The 20084-nt window shown below is 58.9% G+C and carries 15 protein-coding genes; 6 read left to right on the top strand and 9 right to left on the bottom strand.

The genetic code is table 11. From position 1 onward, the window contains the following. Positions 1-25: 25 nt before the first annotated feature. From ACXAG1_RS14385 to ACXAG1_RS14345, 9 genes are all read right to left on the bottom strand, one after another. Positions 26-319: a hypothetical protein gene (locus ACXAG1_RS14385; RefSeq protein WP_475091125.1), complete on the bottom strand. Its 294-nt coding sequence runs from the start codon at positions 317-319 to the stop codon at positions 26-28. Further along, entirely contained in the window at positions 320-979 is a 660-nt protein-coding gene (locus tag ACXAG1_RS14380) for a tetratricopeptide repeat protein (protein WP_475091124.1), read from the bottom strand. After that, positions 966-3881, bottom strand: coding sequence for a tetratricopeptide repeat protein (locus tag ACXAG1_RS14375; protein WP_475120077.1), 2916 nt, complete (start codon positions 3879-3881; stop codon positions 966-968). The genes ACXAG1_RS14380 and ACXAG1_RS14375 overlap by 14 nt, the downstream gene beginning before the upstream one ends. Continuing rightward, on the bottom strand, positions 3878-6001 hold the full coding sequence (locus ACXAG1_RS14370; protein WP_475091122.1) for a tetratricopeptide repeat protein: 2124 nt from the start codon (positions 5999-6001) through the stop codon (positions 3878-3880). The genes ACXAG1_RS14375 and ACXAG1_RS14370 overlap by 4 nt, the downstream gene beginning before the upstream one ends. A gap of 19 nt (positions 6002-6020) precedes the next feature. Next, complete coding sequence (locus tag ACXAG1_RS14365; protein WP_475091121.1) at positions 6021-6584, bottom strand: AraC family transcriptional regulator; 564 nt, start codon at positions 6582-6584, stop codon at positions 6021-6023. Between the two features lie 175 nt (positions 6585-6759). Next, entirely contained in the window at positions 6760-7776 is a 1017-nt protein-coding gene (locus ACXAG1_RS14360; RefSeq protein ID WP_475091120.1) for an FAD:protein FMN transferase, read from the bottom strand. A 47-nt stretch (positions 7777-7823) separates the two neighbouring features. Beyond that, positions 7824-9395 carry a hypothetical protein gene (locus tag ACXAG1_RS14355; protein WP_475091119.1) on the bottom strand — a complete coding sequence of 524 codons (1572 nt, stop codon included), beginning with the start codon at positions 9393-9395 and terminating at the stop codon, positions 7824-7826. Positions 9396-9442: 47 nt separating this feature from the next. Next, positions 9443-11950, bottom strand: coding sequence for a LamG domain-containing protein (locus tag ACXAG1_RS14350; RefSeq protein ID WP_475120087.1), 2508 nt, complete (start codon positions 11948-11950; stop codon positions 9443-9445). 82 nt (positions 11951-12032) lie between these two features. Continuing rightward, positions 12033-13253 carry a hypothetical protein gene (locus ACXAG1_RS14345; RefSeq protein WP_475120076.1) on the bottom strand — a complete coding sequence of 407 codons (1221 nt, stop codon included), beginning with the start codon at positions 13251-13253 and terminating at the stop codon, positions 12033-12035. Between the two features lie 414 nt (positions 13254-13667). Here ACXAG1_RS14345 and ACXAG1_RS14340 point away from each other — a divergent pair, with 414 nt between their 5' ends. From ACXAG1_RS14340 to ACXAG1_RS14315, 6 genes are all read left to right on the top strand, one after another. After that, positions 13668-16334, top strand: a complete 2667-nt coding sequence (locus tag ACXAG1_RS14340) for an HzsA-related protein (protein ID WP_475120075.1) — start codon at positions 13668-13670, stop codon at positions 16332-16334. A 45-nt stretch (positions 16335-16379) separates the two neighbouring features. Next, positions 16380-17198 (top strand): SH3 domain-containing protein, encoded by an 819-nt coding sequence (locus ACXAG1_RS14335; protein WP_475120074.1) that lies wholly within the window; start codon positions 16380-16382, stop codon positions 17196-17198. Continuing rightward, entirely contained in the window at positions 17168-17836 is a 669-nt protein-coding gene (locus ACXAG1_RS14330) for an outer membrane beta-barrel domain-containing protein (RefSeq protein WP_475091115.1), read from the top strand. Before ACXAG1_RS14335 ends, ACXAG1_RS14330 begins: the two co-directional genes overlap by 31 nt. Before the next feature lie 31 nt (positions 17837-17867). Next, positions 17868-18353: a TlpA family protein disulfide reductase gene (locus ACXAG1_RS14325; protein WP_475091114.1), complete on the top strand. Its 486-nt coding sequence runs from the start codon at positions 17868-17870 to the stop codon at positions 18351-18353. Positions 18354-18356: 3 nt separating this feature from the next. After that, a complete protein-coding gene (locus ACXAG1_RS14320; protein WP_475091113.1) occupies positions 18357-18587 on the top strand; it encodes a DUF4266 domain-containing protein in 231 nt (76 codons plus the stop codon). Between the two features lie 187 nt (positions 18588-18774). Beyond that, entirely contained in the window at positions 18775-19872 is a 1098-nt protein-coding gene (locus tag ACXAG1_RS14315) for a DUF3570 domain-containing protein (protein WP_475120073.1), read from the top strand. Positions 19873-20084 lie beyond the last annotated feature (212 nt).

Here is a 20084-nt window from a genome sequence, read left to right as displayed (position 1 = left end):
GGGACTTAAAGATTTTTTGTCGAATTTACTCTTCGGCGTCTTCCGCCTTGAGTAGTTTTATTTCTCGGTGCAGTTCCGAGTATTCCTGGTGCTGGAAACTGTGGGTAATAGCGTTGGGCAAAGTGCTTTCAATTTTTTCCAGGCTCGCGGCCTGCTTCCAGGGGATGATGTAAAGCACCTTGGGTTGTTCCTGGCTGCCAATGATCGTGGATTCCAGGGTGATGACCTCGCCACCGTCTTCCTGTGCAGACGCGCTCGCGCTCAGGAAGAGAGCAATCAAGTTAAAAAGAAAAGCGGCAGTCAGTTTTGCACTTTTCATTTACAGTCTCCGCTCCAGATCCATAATCCAGCCCAATAATGCTCGGTCTTCCTCGGACTCAAGTGCCCTGGCTTCGCGGTAGTGATGCAAAGCCTGTTCCGGTTGGTGCAGGTAAAGATCAAACAGAATACCCAGGTTGCGGTGGCCCACGGCGAAATCCGGCCACTGCTTGAGGGCGCTTTCATAGGCTTTGCGGGCCTCATCAAAACGGCCCTGGTCGCGCAGCAATACGCCGAGGGAATTCCACGCGAAGACATTTTTCGGGTTGGCAGCCACGGCCTGTTGCAGGCTTTTTTCCGCCTGCTCGGGTTGTTCCAGTTTCAGCTGAACCTTGGCCAGGTTCAGCCAGGCACCGGATAGCTCCGGCCACTGGGTGATTACCTGTTGCAGCTCGGTTTCCGCCGCACCAAATTGTTGCTGCTCGAAATAGCTGCGGGCATTGGCCAGCGCCTGTTGCGCCGCACTGGGCACGCTTGCCGCTTCCGCCAGATAGGGATTGGGTGTGGCGACGCGCTGTACGATTTCGCCCTCGGCAATACCGACCGTTTCGGTTTCTGTTGCGCCGGAGCCGGTAGGATTGCTGGCGCAGGCGCTCAGCAGCAGTGCGCCTGCCGCGAGCAGGGCGAAGCCTTTCAGGGCTTTCAGATCAGTAGGCCGCATCGCTCCACTCCACAGTTGATTCCGGTTTGCGGTAACGGGCGGGCAACAGATTTTCCAGGGAGGAGAAGCTGTTCTTGATCCACTCGTCGTAGACGCCATCGGCGGTGCGCTTTACGTTGGCCTCGTGCAGTTCGATGGCTTTTTCCTCGAAGGGGTAAGCCTGTTCTTCCAGCAGGATTTCGTACTGCTCCAGTTCCAGTGGGTTGAGCCCGTTGGGTCGTTGGGAGTCCATCAGGTCGCGGCTCAACTGGCGATAGATTTCCGCGAGACGGAAGTTCGCCGCAGTAGTGAATTCGGCAATGCCGAAGTCGAGCACCTTTTTGTAATCCGCCACCGTGGTTTCCATCGCCTGTTTCTTATTGCGCAGGCTTTGCTTCAGCGGAAGGGTCAGTGCCAGGCGTTCAAAGCGGGCGAAGCTCTGGCCGGCCAGGTCGTTCTGGGCGAAGGCGGCGAGATAGCGGCCGCGGGGTTCCGATACCTTGTTATTCGCCAGGCTCTTCAACCACTGGTTGCGTTCGCGCTGGTTGCCGGATTTTTCATACAGTGAAACCAGCTGGTTCTGTGCTTCCAGGTTTTGCAGTGCGGGCTCGCGCCAGTCACGCGCGTACTGGCGGTAGGCGCTGATGGCGCGGTCGCGGTTGCCGGCCTGTTCGAACTGTTCTGCGGCCAGATACAGGGAGTCCCGGCGCACATTCGGATTCGGATCGTTCTGGGCCAGAGCCATCAGTTCACTGGCCGCCGCCTCCGGCATATCCATACCCTGGTAAATCACCACTGCTTTTGCGGTGAGGGTCGGGGTCAGCTTGTGCTGTGGATAAAACTTGCGGAAGTCCGCCAGTTCGGCCTGTGCCTGCGGCCAGCGCTGCAGGCGAACCAACTGATTGATGGCATCGTACTGGGCGGTGGCGGCAATGGGCGAGCGGCCACTATCACGCACCCGCAACAACAGGGCGATGGCTTCCTCGGTGGGTGCCACAAATTCCATGCTGTCGGTGGTCAGGTGGACCTGCTTGAGAATGACCTCGGCCTGTTTGTAAATGGAGGACTGCAGGCGATCGCGGGTATTCAGATACTCCGGGTCGTCAGAGCCCATCCCCGCCAGCAGCTGGTTGTAGGCTAGCTCCGCGGCCGGGTAGTTTTCTGTTTCAAACTGGCTGTGCCCCAGCAGCAACAGGATACTGCGTCGCTGTTTCGCGTTGGGCGGTGGTTGCCAGGCGGCGGCCTTGATGGCGGCGTCGATGGTCTCCTGGTGGCGGTACTGGGCAAACAGGTTGTGTGCGGCATCCAGTTGCACCGGAAGCGCGCGCGGGTCCTGTGACCAGCTGTCGGCAAAGCGCAGGCTGGTTTCGGTTTTGAGATCCAGCCACAGGTTGGCCTGTTCCTCGTTGTCCGCAATCTTTTTCTCGGCGTCGTGCATGCGCCCGGCCATCAGGATCGCGGCGTAGCCGGCCTCGGTGGCCTGGCGCGATGTCGGTTTAGGCGATGGGCCTGTTTCCGCCGCGAAGCCCCAGGCAACCCGACGATACGCGTTGAACGCCTGGGCGTATTGGCCGGATTCGTTAAGGCTTTCCGCCATCAGGAAGGTGAGTTCCGGGGCCTTGTCATCGCCCGGGAAGGTATCGATAAATTCGCCATAGAGCGCAGCCGCAGCAATAAACGCCTCGCGAGACTGCTGTTGCGCGTGCGCCGCGGCCTTGCCGCGGTTGCGCGGGTCGGAAGCTTCCTTGGCCAGCGCCTGCGCTCGGGCGTGGTCGAAGCGCGCCAGCTCCTCCAGCCAGGGTTTCAGCTGAATCTTGAGCAGGCCGCGCTGCTGATCGTCGGCACTTTCCCAGTAGCCACCGCGACTGCCGTAACGGGTGACGAATTCGCGCTTGGCCGGAATTACCTCGCTGGGGAAATTGCCTTGCTGCAGAATTTCCACCGCGCGCACGTGCATGCCCGGTGCCTTGAAGCTTTGCGGGTATTGCTCTGCATAGGCCAGGAACGTTTCCGCACCGTCGCGGTAGCGCTCGCTCTCTGCGTACCAGTCGCCAAGCGCGCGGTACAGTAAATGGTGATAAGTGCGTGGGCGTTCGTCGACGACAAACGATTCGATGACCTCGGCACCACCCAGGTAATTGAACCCCAGTGCCAGCACCCGCAGGGTATCGTCAGCGAGACGACGCTCGCCTTTTTCCAGCTCGCCAAGGAAGCGCTGCTGCCCGTGGGTTTCGCCCAGCAGATCATCCATCAGAGCCAGGAACGTTTCACTGGCCGCCTTGTAGCGGGCGTCCTTGAACTGGCTCCAGCCGAGCATATAGCGGGCGTTACGTGCAAAGGGAGAATCGCCCTGCGCCAGGACGTCGCTGAAATCGCGCTCGGCGGCGCGATACTGTTTGCGACCGAATGCTGCTTCACCGCGGCGGAACAGCGCCTCGGCGATAAACGGGGAGTCCGGGTTGCGCTGTACGATATTTTCCAGCGCATCCAGCGCGCCGGGGTTGTTACCGTCCAGGGAGCGGGCGCGCGCCAATCGATAGGCCAGGTAATCGTCGTCGGCAGAGGTCTGCAGCAGCGCCTCGTAGTGGCGCACAGCTTCCGCATAGGCCACCGCTATTTCCGGATTGTCCGCCTGTAACTGTTCCAGCCGCTCCATTTCCAGATCGGCGAGGCGCAGTTGTATCTGGCGGCGGGTCTGCGGATTCTGTTGTGCGGCCAGGGCGCGCTCATAGCTGTCGATCAGCGCCGGCAGCACCAGCTTTGGCATTTCCACCAGTGGTTCCGGCGGCAGCACTGCAGGCGGTAGATCCGCGAGAGTCTTGCTTTTATCCACATAACCGGCGCAACCGCCGAGCGCGAAACTGGCACTCACCGCGAGCGCCAGCAGGTGTTTGCGGGGTGGACGTGAAAAAATAACGCTCACGATTCCGGCTCTCCCTGCTGGGCTGATTGCGGTTCTTGTGGAAGGTCTAGCGGCGGCTCTTCGGGAATACTGTCTAGCTGATCCGCGGGGGGGCTGCCGGCAAGATCCGTGGGGGCAGCTGCGGGAGAGGTTGCGGGTGTGCTAGCGGGGGGATCAAAGTGTCCCTGCATTGCCGCGTCCTGAATACGTGCGATAGCCAGGCGGGTGTGGGCCATATACTGCTCGACGCGCTCGCGCGCTCCGCTTAATGCGGTTTGCAGGTCGTTGCGAATCTGTTTTTCGATGATGGCACTGGCGCGGTCTATCGCGCTGCGCTGCTGGTCGATCCGCAGGCTGGCATCTTCCACACTGCCGGCAAGCAGGTTTAGTTGCGGCGCGTCGGCAGAAATGCGAGCCACCTTGCGCTGACTGCGCGCTGCGTCAACCAACTCGGCTTCCAGCGCAGTAATGGCTTTGCGCTTCTGCCACAGGTTCTGGTGGTATTCCTCCGAGGCCTGCCACTGCAGAATACCGCGAGCGCGCGCCAGGGTCTGCTGCTGGTAGTTGCTGGTTTTACCGGCACCGGTCAGGTACTCGTAGCGGGCTTCTGCATCGCGCAGCATCTGCAGGTACTCAGCGCCTTGGCTACTGCTTGAAGTTGCGAACATTGCCAGAGCATCTTTTTTCGCTTCTACTCGTGCCAGGGATGCCTGCAATTTTTCCAGTTGCTGCTCGGCAATCTGTACCTGCTGGTCGTATTGGGCGCTGTCGTGCTCACGTATGATATTGACGCGTCGTTGCTCGCGCTCATTGATCAGGGTGTGGAATTCTGGCAGTCGCTGCTGCCAGCGCTCCAGTACCCGGCGTAATTGCTGCAGATCGCGCAGCTCCGACAGCTGTAATTGAAGCCGGTCGCTCTGCATCATTTGCAGCAGGTAATGCTGGTTCATACGGATAAGCGCGGGAGTCTCAGCGTCTTCCAGCCAGCCATAACGCTGCAGGTCGATGCGCTCGTCACCGTCAATTTCCGCAAACTGTAGCTGACCGGCGGCATCGGTCAGCTTGATCAGGTCGTCGAGTGCACGCTGATACTGTTGCTCGGCATTTTGATAGCTGCGCAGTGCCAGCTTCGGGCGGTCCAGTGCTTCGTAGGTATAGGGCAGGGCCAGCAGGGCTTCCTGAACCTGGGGTAAAAGCCGGTTCTGGCGAATCAGGTAGCCCAGCGCATCGACCGCCTGGCTGTGTTCGGCACCATTGACCGAGGCCCAGCCAAGACCCAGTAGCGCATCCGGAGACCAGGGTGTATCCAGCCTTACCCGGCGGAATTCGTCTGCCGCCGCGGTGTAATCGCCTTGCAGAGTGAGGGCATAACCGGCGCCGATACGCGCCTTGTCGCGCAGGATATAGAGCTCCTCGCGCAGATCTGATGCCAGTTCTTTGTCTTGAGTGACGGCATCAACCAGATCCGCAGCGCGCTGGTACTCTTCTGCCGCCGCGGGAAAATATTCGCCCCGGGCGAAGGCCGCGGCCAGGTTATTGTGTCCAAGCGCGCGCTCCGCGACCGGCAGATCTGCCATGCGCAAAAGTTGCGCGGCCTGGCTCAGGTCGCCATTGCGGATCGCGAGATTCAGGGTAAGGGTGGTCTGGTGAATCGCTCCGGACTTTTCCAGCTGCAGGGCCGCAGTGTCCCAGTTCTGGTGACGGTAATTGAGTTCCGCCAGCTTCAGCCAGGCGATTTCGCGAAAATGCTCGATGCGCTGCTGGTTTTCTTCGTCAGCGGCTTTTTGTAACTGTTGCTCAAACAGTTCTGCCGCCTGGCGCTCGAGTCCAAACGCGAGGCTGATACCGCCGCGAATCAGTTCCGCATTGTCGGCATGATAAGAAATTCCACCGCGCAGGTCAGACACCATCAGGGTACTCAGGGCATCGAAGGTATTGCCCTGGAAGTAGTGGTACAGGGCGGCTCCGTAGCGCATGTCCTGCGCCTGCTGGAATTTCTCACCCCCGGCTTTTGCGGAAGCAGTGCCAGGGCCCGCCTCATCGATTTGTACATCCTCCGCCGCATAGGAGAAGGTACCGGCAATCAATCCGGTCAGTGCGAGCGCGAGGGAAGCTTTTTTGAACGCGACAGGTTTGAGCACAACAGACCCCACGGGGAACTCAGGGAGCCGGCCATTGGACGACGGTAAATTCCGGTTGCTGCTTGCCACCGGCGTCGGAGATGCGCAGTTCAATTACCGCGGGTTCATCGGTCTTGCTGAGTTCCAGGGTGGCTGCGCGCTTGAACTCGCGCTGCTCGGGACCGATGCCATTGAAGAACGCGGTAATCGTGTGCTCGCCGGATTTCAGGTTGCCCTTGAACAGGGGCTGGATGCCGCCGCGGAACAGCGCGTCTTTCTGATGTTCGGTGTACAGGTGGGTTTCCACCAGTTTGTTGTTGATATGTAGCTTTACCGAGTCCAGATCAAAAAAGTGACCGACATCCATGGAGACGTATACGGCAACCTGGCTCTGTGCGGGAAACAGAAGGTCCTCTTCCAGTACCAGCAGATCGCGGTTCAGTTTGAGCACTTCTTTTTTTAGCGATTCCAGGTCGTCGGTGGGGAAGTCGGCGTTCTGCGCTCCTGCCTGAGCTGCGACCGCAAGAGTAAATGCAGCGAACAGTACGAAAATATGGGTTTTGAGACTGTTGCGGATGGTGAAAGCGGAGCGCAGGGAAAACATGCTGGAACCTGAAAAATAGTGTGATCGGTTGTCGTTTAATTATTCGCACAATTGGACGCGCGATTATGCCCGGGTGTCACATTTTGGTTGTGACGCAGTTCACGTTTGCGTTGCGGCACGCAGGGTATTTCACGGTGGTGACAGATTTGGGCAGCTCCCCCAACGGTGCATCGAGCTACCGGTCCGCCAGGCCGCGGGAAAAAAACATGCGTCGATTGGCATCAATGACTATCGCTTCATATCCGTCCATCTTATCGATCAGTGCCAGCCCTTTACTTTTACCCAGTACAAAGACACTGGTGGACAGAGGATCGGTATCGAACCCGGCGGGGCCAATGACGCTGACGCTGATCAGTTTTTCTTCCGCAGGGTCACTTTCGGTTCCCTCGCTTTTTGATCCGCTGTCGGTGTCTGCTGGCTTGCCGGTGGCCGGGTTGAAGATATGGTGTACCCGGTGATCGTCGTCATCGATAAAAAACCGCTCGTAATCTCCGGAAGTGGAGATCGCGGTATTTTCCAGCGGTATCACCGCCGCATTTTTGCTTTTATCCCTGGGGTGGCGAATGCCCACCAGCCAGGGTTTACCCCGTTTGTCTCCCAGTAGCCGTGCATCGCCTCCGGCGCTCACATTGGCATTGGTGACACCGTATTGTTTCAGAATATTCACTGCGCGGTCTACCGCGTAACCCTTGGCAATACCACCGAGATCAATTTTGGTGCGGCTGTCGCCATAGCGAAGCGTACCGGCGCTACGGTTCAGCTGCAGGTGGTGATAGCCGATGGCGTCGCGCAGACTTTCGGTAGTTTCCCTGTCCACCTGTTTGCCTTCGCGGAAATTGTACAGGCTGCCCAGGGTGGCAAAAGTGATGTCGAAAGCCCCGTGGGTCTGTTTACTGTAAAACAGGGACTTATCCACAATCCGTGCCAGCTCGTCGGATATCTGCACGGGGCCCTGCCCCGCCTCCCGGTTGACCCGGGAGAGCTCGCTGTCTTCTTTATAGGGGGATAGGGCTGCGTCCAGACGGCGGAACTCGTCCATCACCGCGCGGTTAATCTGCTGCGCTTTTTTGTCGTCTTCGTGCCAGAACTGCAGGTGTATCTCGGTACCCATGATTGCCTGCTTGTCGTAGTGCCACTCGGCGTGTGTGGTGGCGGACCCCAGCAGGGTGCAGGCAATCAGAAGCAGGCGCATTGGGTACATCGTTTTATATTTGCTGTGTCAGTGCGTTAAGTACGGAATCACCGGATTGGTGCAAATGCCGTGAGACTGTCCATCAGGCTGGCATTGCCGAGGCCGTGATTGGGGAACAGGCTGGCAAAACTGCCCTGCTCTCCGTGCAGTGCCATGTAATTGAGCACCACGGTCTGTACCAGCTGGTTGACGTTGTTGGCGGCCGGACTGCCCGCGGTTTCCACATCGCCGGAGGGGCGCATATAGCCAAGTTGCTGGTGCCGCGCCTGCTCATCGGTGCTGCCACCTAACAGCTGCGGGCGGCCCGCGGGATTGTAAACCAGGAAGTAAGACGCCGCGGTTTGCTGGTTGTCTCCGGTCCACACACCCTTGCCGCGACCTTCCGCGGAATCGTCGATCATACCGTTACTGAATACGGAGCCATCACTGAATACGTACACCATCAGTGGCTGGCCAACCCGCGCGGCGTATTCCAGGCAGGCGCCGATACAGCGGCCGGCGCGCAGATCGCGAATCTCGCCGGTTGCGCGGTCACCGGTGTGATAGTCGTAGCCACCCATGGTAATGGTGCCTGCGCCGGCGTAGCCGTTGACCACCAGTTTCATGGTGGAGGCGGCTTTCTGGAACTCCCGATCACCGAAGAATTCATCGGAAGAGAAAATACCACCGGGGCCGACGATGTCCGGGTCCAGCGCAGGGTCGAGTGCGCTGGGGTTGCCGAAACGATCCGCCAGATCTGCACTCTTCATATACCCGCATTTCACCAGATCCTTGATGACCGCATCATTACTGACCTGAGTATTTACCTTGCCCAGTTTGGCGTTGGAGATACGGTACATGGATTCCATGACTGCGACGGTATCTTCCTGGCTGAGCAGGCCCACAAGGTCACCCACGTCCACCAGGCCGGTGACGTCGGAGGGACGGTCGATTTTGGTGGGGCGCACTTCCGCGTTGATCAGGTCCATGGGTGCCATGGAGTTGCCGCCGGATTCACTGGTTTGTGAACCGATCAGTGCCAGCAGTGAGCCGTTGGCTCCGGCGCGATTGATGCCGTACATGGGGTTGTGGGGATTGTTGCCGGTATCGTTTTCGGAGCGTGCCGGAATCACTGCGCCGTTGATGGCGCCGGAGGTGCCGGGCCCGACTTTTTCCAGAATACCGCGCAGCATCTGGCTGTCGCTGTGGAAGGCGAGGCCGAGGTCGGTGTTGTACAGCGGGTTGCCGAGGCCATCGGTGAGCGATGGCACCATGTCACCGGGCAGGCCCTGTTTGCTGTAGCCGGCGGTGCTGAGAAAATCGAACTGTCCGCCCTGTTTGCCGACAAGTACGTTGGAGCCGGCAATATTGGCGCCGCCAGCCAGGTCGAAACAGATAAACGGGATCTTGCCAGCGCCGTTGGCGCTGACGCCGCAGGTTGCGCGCATGGCTTCCAGGTCTGAAGACAGCGCGGCCTGGGCTGAACGCGGATTGGCAAACAGGCTGAAGACCGAACCGCCCAGCACCGTCGCCATACCCGCGCGAAAGCCCTGGCCGAGAAAGTCCCGTCGGCTCACCGGCCGGTGGTGGTCCGGGTGGCGCAGTGGTTGGTCCAGTTCAAAATATTTTTTCTTGCTCATGGCTCTTCCGGGGTCCCCGTTTATCGAGGTAGTCCGTTGTATTGAAATCAGTGAATCAAAATCATCGCACTACCCATAGCCGCCGCACAGGTAGCCTTCACAGTGGTCGTGGTGCGATCCGCGCTACAGCTTCCGCCGCACTCCGTCATGGTATCGATCAATCCGTCCAGCTCCGCGCGCACCGCGCTCTCATCCGGAGCGCTGGCCAGCTGGGCGGTGTGCCCACCCATGGCGGCAGACCAGGTGATTGGGCGGCCCAACAGCTTTTCCAGCAGTGGATCGATGATCTGGGCGCGCTTGGTGTCATCGTCGAAGGCGCTGTTCGCCCCGGCAGAGAAGTCGAAGCCCGGGAAGTAGCTGGCGCGTGCGGTCTCGTCGTCCACCAGTGTGCTGCAGTACTTCACCGCCAGCTGGGTGATGCCCATCTGCTGAGCGGCGAGGAAGCCGCGCACATCGGATTCAACCGGTAACTGCTGTTTCACCTTTTCCCAGGTGTCGACCACCGCCGGGTGCGCGCTGGAGATGCCGGTGGCTGCAGATAGCGCCGCGTGGATCTGTTCGAAGCGGCGGATACCGATACGCGGTTGCGGAGTGAGATCTGAAGGCATGGCCGGCGCCGCCGGGGTGGCTTCCACACGCACAAACTCTTCGTTGCCCAGGCGCTCGAAGGTCAGGAAAAATTCGTCAGAAGTCGGGCCTTTTTCCAGGGTGATGATGGTACCCAGGGGAGACAGCTTCTGACCGGTTGCCGGATCGTAATCCGCCGCGGTTACGGTTGTGTCGAGATTCGCCCACGCCTGACCAACCACCGCTTCGCGGCCGTTGATGCCGATGCGCATACCTTCAATTTCGATACCGTCAGGTGTGACGCCATCTTCGAGAGTGATGAATTTGGGTTCGCTGAACAGGTAACCGTGGTTGTCGTATTGCTGTACTTCAAACATTACGTAGCCCTGGGGCACGCCGGTTTCCTCTTCCACCTTGAACAGCAGCAGGTATTTTTCACCTACTCCTGCTTCGTAGTTGGTGAGGATGTCATCTTGGGTCAGGGCGCGGGAATGGATCGCCAGCAGGCGGATGGAGCCGTGCCACTGGTTTGCATTGGATACCTCGCTGCCCAGTGCCAGGGCGAAGGTGTCATCCCAGGTGGACAACAGGCCCGGTTCTACCGGGTCGGCGTCGCCGGTAAATTCGCCATTCACATACAGGCGGCGGCCGTTGATCGGGTCAAAGGTTGCTACCACATGTTGCAGGGTGGCCTGCACCCGCTCCGCCATATCCTCAGTGATCAGCGCCGGCATGCCGTTGGCATCGGTGCTGGCATCGTTGCGATTCTGGAAGGTGTAGTTGTACATCGCCTGGCCGAGGGTGAAGTTGCGAATGTCGTTGCCACCGGAATAGCTGACGATCCGCGCCGGGCCTTCCTGCACCACGTTGGCCGGGGCGACCCAGGCTTCGATGGTGTATTCACCGGTACCGCTCAGGGTGTCGAACAGGCGTTTGCTGGTGGCGGTGGCAGCCTGGGCCTTGCCGCCGGCCAGCTGGATACCCCAGGAGCCCAGCCACTCCACGTCCCCGGACAGGTTCAGATCGATGGCAGGGTTGATGCCCGAGGTGTCGTATGCGGTGGTGCCGCTGCCGGATTTGAACTCGTACAGGGCAATGGCATTGTTCTCGATACGTCCGCCGCCACTGCTCACCACGCCGTCGGTAAGAAACAGCGCTTTACTGATTACCCAGTTGGGATCCACTTCGGTGAGGGAAATACCATCGGCGAAATTGCGAATGGCCGCTGCCATGGTGTCGGCGTTTTCTGAACAGTCACCCCAGCAGTTGTGGAAGTCGCTACCCAGGCGTACCACGAAGCGGGATTTCTCCGGGTTGTCCAGATCGATCCGCGCTTTTGAGGCCTCGTAGGCCTGGTCGACATCGCTACTGGCAAAGTACGGCTGTTGCGCCGTGTCAGCATCTTCGCTGTGGCAGCTCGCGCAGTACTCTTCGAGCAGTGGGTAGACGGTGGTGGCAAAATTGCCGCTGGCGGCGGGGAAACTTTTGCTCGCGCCGACTTCGCGCTCGGTGGGTGGAGTCAGGGTGATGGTGCTGGCCTCGGAGCCCGCCGCAGATGCCCAGTCCTCAATGTAATTGGTGATGATTTCCGCACAGGCGTCGGCGCTGGCGAGCCAGCAATTGTGGCCGCTGGCCACTTTGGTAACCAGGCGGGATTCTTCCGGTGCGCTGAGGTTCACCAGCTCGCGGCCTTCGCCATGGGCCAGGTTGATATCGTCACTGCGCACAAAACGCGGGCTCTGGTTGCCTTCGACATGACAGCTGCCGCAGCGGTTTTCTGCCGCCAGGTTGTCCCAGATATAGCGCTTGTAATTCTGCACGTCCTCGCTTTCCGGTGCGGGGCCGGAATAACTGGTATCACCGGAGTCCGGATTGGTGTTTGGCAATTCCTCGGTGGACTGGCCGCTGCCGCCGGAGCAGGCGACGAGTACGGCGGAGCTGAACACGGTCGCCAGTAGTGCGGCGCGGCGCAGACGCGGCGGTGTCATGACCTGACACAGATCGAATATGGCTTGCAGCGGGGTTTTGGTAACAAAAGAATCACTGAGTGCGGTTTGGTGTTTCATGAATTTATTCCCCCGCACAGTAAGCAGCAGTATCGGCATATACCTGCTTCAGTTTGTAGCCATTGCTGGTGAAATTGTCGGTGATGCTGTCGATACGATTGCGGTCGCTGCTGTCTTCCGGTGCGCGCAGGCACACCTGTTCGAATACTTTGGTGACCTGGCACTGGGCAAAGGCTTCACTGTTGGCAAGTTCCCGCCCCATGGATTTTGCACCGTTGCCAGAGCCGGGCAGCGCTTCGCTCCACCCAAGATGGAGGTTGGGCCCCTCGCGCCAGTAGTTGTCCCATTTGTCATCGGGAATGACAAAGCCGTAGGGGAAGGTGGCACTGTTGATATGGTTTTTCGCTTGCACGCGTGTTCCGGTGGTCGGGTCGGTTTCACCGGCGCGGTTGTAGTCGAGTCGGCCATTTTCGCCGGTGGGATCATTGTCCACGTCGTACTCGAAGTTGTAGTACGCGAAGGCCTGGGCCATGGGGTCCATGCCACTGTGGCAACCCACGCAATTGTTCTGGAATACGCGACTGTCGCCGCCGGGACTGCGGCTTACATCCTGGCGGATACGATCCGGCGGTCTCGAGGTATCGTGCACCTGTTCCAGATCACGGCACAGATGGTTCATCAGGGTAAAGCGGAACATGGCACGGTTGGTGCCGGCATAGAAAAACGCCTTGGCGCCGCCGCGTGTGGTCATCACGCCGGCGGTGGCATCACTGGGAAGGCCGGTAACGGAAGATTGTGTCTTTCGCTCCAGTGTCGTCTGCAGTGGATATCCTGCGGCTTCCAGTGACTCGTAATGGTCGTTGTTGGCACTGCTGTAAGCGGGAAGGCCCAACCCGGAAGCGCCAGTGTAGATAATATCGCCGGAGAGAATCTCGCGAAAATCCACGTCGTCGCGCACCATACCAATGACTGTTGCGGTGTAATCGTTCAGCGGTGCAAAGTTGTCGCCATCGCGGTTGGTCCACGGCGTCACCAGGTTTTTCAGGGTGACGTTGTAGAACGCATCATTTTCCATCGCCCGCTCAGCCGCGGCGTTGGCATCGCCACTGGCGATGTCTTCTGCCATGGCGGTGAGCACTTCGATGCTGGGTTTTACCCCGGTCAGCCGGCTGTGCATTTGCGCCGCCTGCTCTTCCGGGCCGGCGACGGCAGACATGGGGAGCGAGGCGCCGAAGCAGGCGGTCGCCGCGAGCAGTGCGCGCGCGGCGGGCGAATTTATTTTCATGATTGGATTTGTTCGCGTCTGGTTCTCGTGCCCGGGTTTCGCCAAAGGGGTTTTGCCATCTGGGTCTGACCGTGGGGACTGTATGCGTTGTAACCTCGCCAGATAGTAAAGAATGCGGAGGGATACGCCAGCGGCAAAAATATAAAGCGTGTTCTGGTTGGCAAATTACTTGTGCACAACTTGAGATTACCCAGACCAAACGGGAGAATCAGAAATTATTCTGGCGTCATTGGCTGGCGAATATCCAGCTATTCTGCGGCTGCTGCGGTGAGTGAGTACTACGTGGCACGGGTGAGCTGTCGCTAAAAATTCACAAAAATTGTTGAAAAATACAACGCCGCGCACAGGGGTGGCGATAAAAGAGGTGGACTCTTGAACATTTTTTGCACGCGGGCTGCGGCGGTTGGCCGGAAATTGTCACTACTGTCGATTTTTTCCGCAGTTGCCCTGGTAGGGTGCGGTGGCGGGTCTGGTGACGGGTCCAGTCTCGGCGGTGGCGACCAGGCGGAAGACCCGGTGGTGGTGGATTACCCCGTGGTGTACGTGCGTCGCGCACTCAATCGCGATGAAGATGACGCGCTGATGGGTGACAGCATCTATATGCCCTCCGCGTTTAATCCCGGTGCCGAGCTGTTGTTGCGCGACCGCGCCACTGCGAGTGCGCCGGAGCGCTCTCTGACGGAAGGGCTGTTTGTCAGTGACGAAGAAGCGGGCATTGTTTATGAAGGCGGCTACGACGTAAAAGATCTGGCGGTGTCAGCCGATGGTAGCCAGCTGGCATTTTCCATGCGCGCGCCGGATATCGATGGCCTGGACGACGATGAACAGCCCAGCTGGAATATCTGGCTGTATGAATTCGACACGGCGCAACTCAAGCGGGTTATTCAGTCTGACCTGATCGCCGAGGAAGGGGATGATATATCCCCGGCTTTTTTGCCTGACGGTCGCCTGGTGTTTACCTCTACCCGCCAGCGCCGCTCCCGCGCGTTACTGCTCGACGACAACAAGCCGCAGTTTTCCGCCCTGGCTGAAAACCTGGATGAAGCTGCGTTTGTTCTGCATGTGATGGAGTCCGACGGTAGCGATATCCAGCAGATCTCCTACAACCAGAGCCACGACCTGTCGCCAACAGTGCTGTCCAGTGGCCGCATCCTGTTCAACCGCTGGGATAATATGGGCGGGGTGGATCGCCTCAGTCTCTACACCGTAAAACCTGACGGTACGGATCTTCAGTTTTATTACGGTTACCACAGCCAGGCGACAGGCGCTGGCAGCGGTGAAGACCCGATCCCGGCAACCTTCAGCAAACCCCAGCAGATGCCGGATGGTCGAATTCTCGTCACCCTGCGGGCCCCGGAGGGTATTACCTACGGCGGCGATATGGTGGTTATCGACGGGGAGAATTACACCGAGGCCTACAGTGAGCCGGAACAGGAAGGCGTGTTGGAAGGGCAGGAATCCCTGTCCGTCGAGCAGGTGATTACCGATGGTGGCCTGTCGCCCCATGGACTGTTTGCCAATGCCTGGGCGTTTCACGATGGCACCAGCCGCCTGCTGGTGAGCTGGAGTGAATGCCGGGTGATCGACCCGGAAACCGAAACCCCGCAGCCCTGTACCGACGAGTGGCTGGCGACACCGGATATTGTCCCCGCCGACCCGCTCTACGGACTGTGGATATACGACTACGGCGAAGGCACCCAGCGCCCGATCATACAGCCGGAGGAAGGCATGATGATCAGCGAAGCGGTTACTGCCGATACCCGCCCGGTAGCGGAATTTATTCCCCAGCCGATTCCCGGTATCGATATCGACCGTGACCTCTACGAAGAGGGTATGGCGGTACTGGATATTCGCAGTGTTTACGACTTTGACGGCAGCGCAGTACTGGATATTGATGTGCTCGCCGATCCACTGCAAACCACTGCCGCCGAGCGCCCGGCACGTTTTCTGCGGGTGGTCAAAGCGGTCGGTATACCCGACCGCGACACGCTGGATTTTGACCGCTCCGCATTTGGCCGCAATCGCAGCCAGCTGATGCGTGAAATTATCGGTTACACCCCGGTGCAGCCGGACGGCTCGGTGCGGGTCAAGGTGCCTGCGGATATGCCCCTGGCGATTTCCGTTGTGGATGCCAATGGCCGCCGGATCGTAGGGCGCCACAACAACTGGCTGCAGTTCCGTGCCGGGGAGGTGCGCAAGTGTCAGGGCTGCCACACCCGCGATAGTGAAGTGCCCCACGGACGCACGGACAAAGAACCGGCTGCGGCCTGGGCCGGCGCAGCCACCAGCGCCGCACCCTTCCCCAACACCGAACCTGCGCTGATTGCCGACATGGGCGAAACCATGGCGCAGGTACTGGCGCGTATCGCCGGCCATCCGGAACTGGAAGGAGACCTCAAGTTTGTCGATCACTGGACCGATCCGGCGCTGCGCGACAAGGACCCTGCCAGCGAATTGCTGATGAGTGATCTGCCGACCCCGGCGCCTACCAGCGTGGCCTGCCAGAGCGGATGGAGCACGGATTGTCGCACCATCATCCACTACCCGGACCACATCCAGCCAATCTGGGATCTGCCCCGGGAAATTACCGACGAGATGGGTGTGGTGCTGGAAGATCGCACCTGCACCGCCTGTCACAGCAATCGCGATGCCGACGGCATGGCGCAGGTGCCGCCGGGCCAGCTTGACCTGCGCGGTGATCAGTCCGGGGTCAATACCAATTACAGTACCTCCTATGTGGAGCTGATCTTCGATAACCCGACACAGGAGCTGCGCGATGGCGCTGTGCAGAATGTGCTGGTGCAGGATACGGACGACAACGGCAATCCTCTGTTCGAGACCGATGAAGATGGCGAATTAATTCTGGATGCCGATGGCAACCCGATTCCTGTTATGGTTACCGTCAATATTCAGCGGATCATGGACACCAACGGCGCCAACGCCAGCCGCTTCTTCAATGTGTTTGAAGCCGGGGGCGTACATGAGGGAGAATTATCCGCTGCGGAGTTGCGTTTGATTTCCGAATGGTTGGATATCGGTGCGCAGTATTACAACAATCCATTTGAAGCGCCGGTTAACTAAAAAATGAACAGGCAGCTCGGTTTCAGAGCACATGGGGGCGTGGCAGTGAGCACGGCCCTTTTTATCCTGGGGGTGCTGGGGAGCATTGCGCCTCCCGTTCACGCACAGTCGGATACTGCCAGTGATGAACTGGTCACCGACAGCTTCTCCGCACACCAGTTCGACGAGCGTCAGCCGCAAACACTGTCATTCGACAGCGAGCAGGTCATTGTCGGGGCGGAATTCCTGAACCTTTACACCGGCCCTGGTCGCGGTTACGTGATTGATCACGTGGTCGAGTACGGTGAGCCGCTGTGGTTACTCAAGCGTCGCACCGACTGGGTCAAGGTGATGACCCGCAGCGGCAAGACGGGTTGGGCCAAGATTGCCGAGCTGGACGAAATCTACACCCCGCAAGGTGAGCAGGTCGCAGTACCCACGCCCGGAATTGACGACTATCACGAGCAGAGCTTGCGTATGGGGTTTGCCTACGGTGACTTTGCCGGTGCCAACTCCATGGGACTTTCACTGGGTTACCGCTTTACCGGCAATATTTCTGCAGAAGTGCGCGCGGCGCAGACCATCGGCGCCTATTCCGATAGCCAGACCTATCAGATAGCGGTAGTACATCAGCCGTTTCCGCGCTGGCGTCTGTCCCCGTACTTTCTGCTGGGTACCGGGGTAAACATCACCTCTCCCAACGCCACCATTGTTGCGACCGAAGACCGCAAGGATACCGCCATGCTCGCGGGTCTCGGTGTTACTACCTATTTATCCCGTCGCTTTGCCCTGCGCGCGGAAGTTGCCAATCATTACCTGCTCACTTCGCGGGACGAAAACCAGGAGATAGTCGAATGGAAACTCGGATTCGACGTATTTATGTAAAACTCGCGGGCCTGCTGCTGGCGGGCGCCGCGGCGGTCCCCTTTTCCTCTGCCGCACTCGCACAAGCGGGGCAGGAAATCGACGATATTATTTCCCCGGACCTGGAGCGTCGCGAAATCCGCGAGGCCAAAATCGACAGTGAGGACTTCGAGTTCACCCTGTACCTGGGTGGCATTCTCAGTGTGGAAGACTTCGGTACCAGCCGCATGATCGGCGGCAGCCTCGCTTACCACATTAATGAAGATTTCTTTATGGAGGCGGCCTACGCCCAGTCCACGCTCGGGGAGTCCAGTTACGAGCGGCTGAGTGGTTCGGCGCCGCTGCTGACCGAGGACGAGCGCGACCTCAGCATGTACAACCTGTCCCTGGCCTGGAATTTCCTGCCCGGGGAGATTTTTATCCTCGACAAGTTTGCCCTCAACAGCAACCTGTACCTGATCGGCGGCGCCGGCAATACCAATTTTGCCGGTGAGGAACACTTCACCTACAACATCGGCGCCGGTGTGCGCATGCTGGCCCAGGACTGGCTCGCACTGCGCCTGGACGTGCGCGACCATATTTTCGAGCACGAGATTTTTGGCGAGCCATTGAATACCAATAACCTGTCCGCCCAGCTGGGCGTGTCGATTTACTTCTAATCACAACAAAGAAAACCATTGGAGTTATTCCATGCGTAAACTGATAGCCGCCCTCTGCACCAGCGCCGCTCTTCTCGCGGGAGCCCCCGCCATTGCCAAGGTGCCAGCCAGTGATTTCACCCTGGCTTCCCTCAAAGATGGCAACCTCAAGCTGAGCGAACAGCGCGGCGAAGTGATCATGCTGAACTTCTGGGCCTCCTGGTGCGGTCCCTGTCGCGAGGAAATGCCACTGCTGAACGACCTTCACGCCCGTTACGAACCTGTGGGTTTTCAGGTGTGGGGTGTGAATGTGGATGCAAATCCGCAGGATGCCCAGGCGATGCTGAATAAGATTCCGGTAGATTTCCCGGTGCTTTTCGATTCCCAAAGTGATGTGAGCAAGTTGTTTGGTGTGGAAGCCATGCCGAGCTCCGTTTTTATCGACCGGGACGGCAACGTGCGTTATGTGCACAAGGGCTATCGCACTGGCGACGAAGCCGAATACAAAAAAATCATCAAGGAATTGATTCGGGAATAAGCCATGACCATGCGCGCGCTTCTGTTATTGCCGGCTCTACTGTTGTTGGGTGGTTGCGAAACCATCATGCCCGAGCCCTGGGTAAAGCCGTACGAGCGGCACTACCTCGCCGACCCGATCATGAGTTTTGAGCGGGATCCCGTGGCGGCCGGTTTTATGAACCACGTCTATGAAGCGCGTGAAGCCGCCCGCGGCGCCGAAGGTGGGTCTGGAGGCGGTTGTGGCTGCAACTAAAAAATCACTTGAGAGCTACTGCGCTCCACGCTTTGGCGGTCGGCGGTGCTGGAGCGCCAGCCCGGGCGTCTCCTCACGCACAAAAAGTGCGCTGCGGGCGCTGTGCTCCGGCGCTCACCAAATCGCGTTCGCTCGCGACGCTCTCAAGCGATTTTTACTCTGTTTGGTTTTCGTGGTGTCGCCAGTGGTGAATGCCGCGGTATTGTCGGAAGAGCGCGCGGATACCCTGTATCACAGCTATAGCGGCGGTGGTGTCACCATTGATGGCCCTTCGATCCTGGTGCGTAAAAATATTGGCAATACGGTATCCCTGTCGGCCAACTATTACGTGGATATGATTTCCGGCGCGTCCATTGACGTGGAGGCCACCGCCAGTCGTTACACAGAGCAGCGGGATGAATTTTCTGTGGGGGCGGATTACCTGGTGGATAAAACCACCATGAGCCTGAGTTACACCAATTCCAGCGAAAACGACTACCAGGCGGAGACGGTTGGCTTCGGTATCTCACAGGATTTTTTCGGCGACCTCAGCACCCTGTCCATGCGTGCCACTTACGGCAGCGACGATGTGATGCGCAATGGCGACGAGAACTTTCTTGAGCACGCGGAGCACCGCCGCTACTCCCTGGGCTGGAGTCAGATTCTCACCACCAAACTGATCGCCGAGCTGAGTGTGGAAACCGTAGCGGATGAAGGGTTTCTGAATAATCCCTACCGCAGCGTGCGCTACCTGGACTCCAATTCCGGAACCGGGTTCAGTTACCAGGCGGAGCTCTACCCGACTACCCGCAACAGCGACGCGGTAGCCCTGCGCGCTAAATACCGCCTGCCCTATCGCGCCGCGATAAAAACCGAATACCGCCGCTACGCGGACAGCTGGGGAATCGAGGCAGATAACCTGGAGTTCCGCTACACCCACCCGCTGGAGAGTGAAAACCTGATCCTCGAAGGCAAGCTGCGCTTTTACAAGCAGGACGGTGCGGACTTCTACAGTGACCTGTTCCCCTACGCAAACGCGACCAATTTCCGCGCTCGGGATAAAGAACTGAGCGATTTCAGCAGTACCGCGATCGGCTTCGGGGTTTCCTACCAGATGCCCGAGCGCTGGGCACTGTTCAATCGTAAAAATACACTGAACCTCTACTGGGACTACATCCTGTTCGATTACGAGAACTTCCACGATGTTCGTGTGCACGATGGCGATGGCAGCTACCTGCCCGGTGAAGAGCCTGCCTATAGTTTCAATGCCCACGTAGTACGTGCGTTCTGGTCCATGTGGTTTTAATTGTTCGAAACCAGACGAGGTCCGCAGATTGGGGGATTGGTTCTCCCGCTGCGGCGCGTCTTATCTTGTCACCCCGCTGACTATTGTTGTATGTTTTCCACACAACAGAATAAGTGATCGGGTGTGAGCCGAAAGCCGTGGTGGTTGTGATCTAGTACCGCCAGCAAGCTGCCGTCGCACGCCCGACCCCGCCCCCGCGGGCATCAGCGATG

The organism is Microbulbifer sp. ABE4_465 (assembly GCF_056160765.1).
Note: the sequence above shows the minus strand (reverse complement) of the source record. Positions and strands in the feature narration are given on the sequence as shown.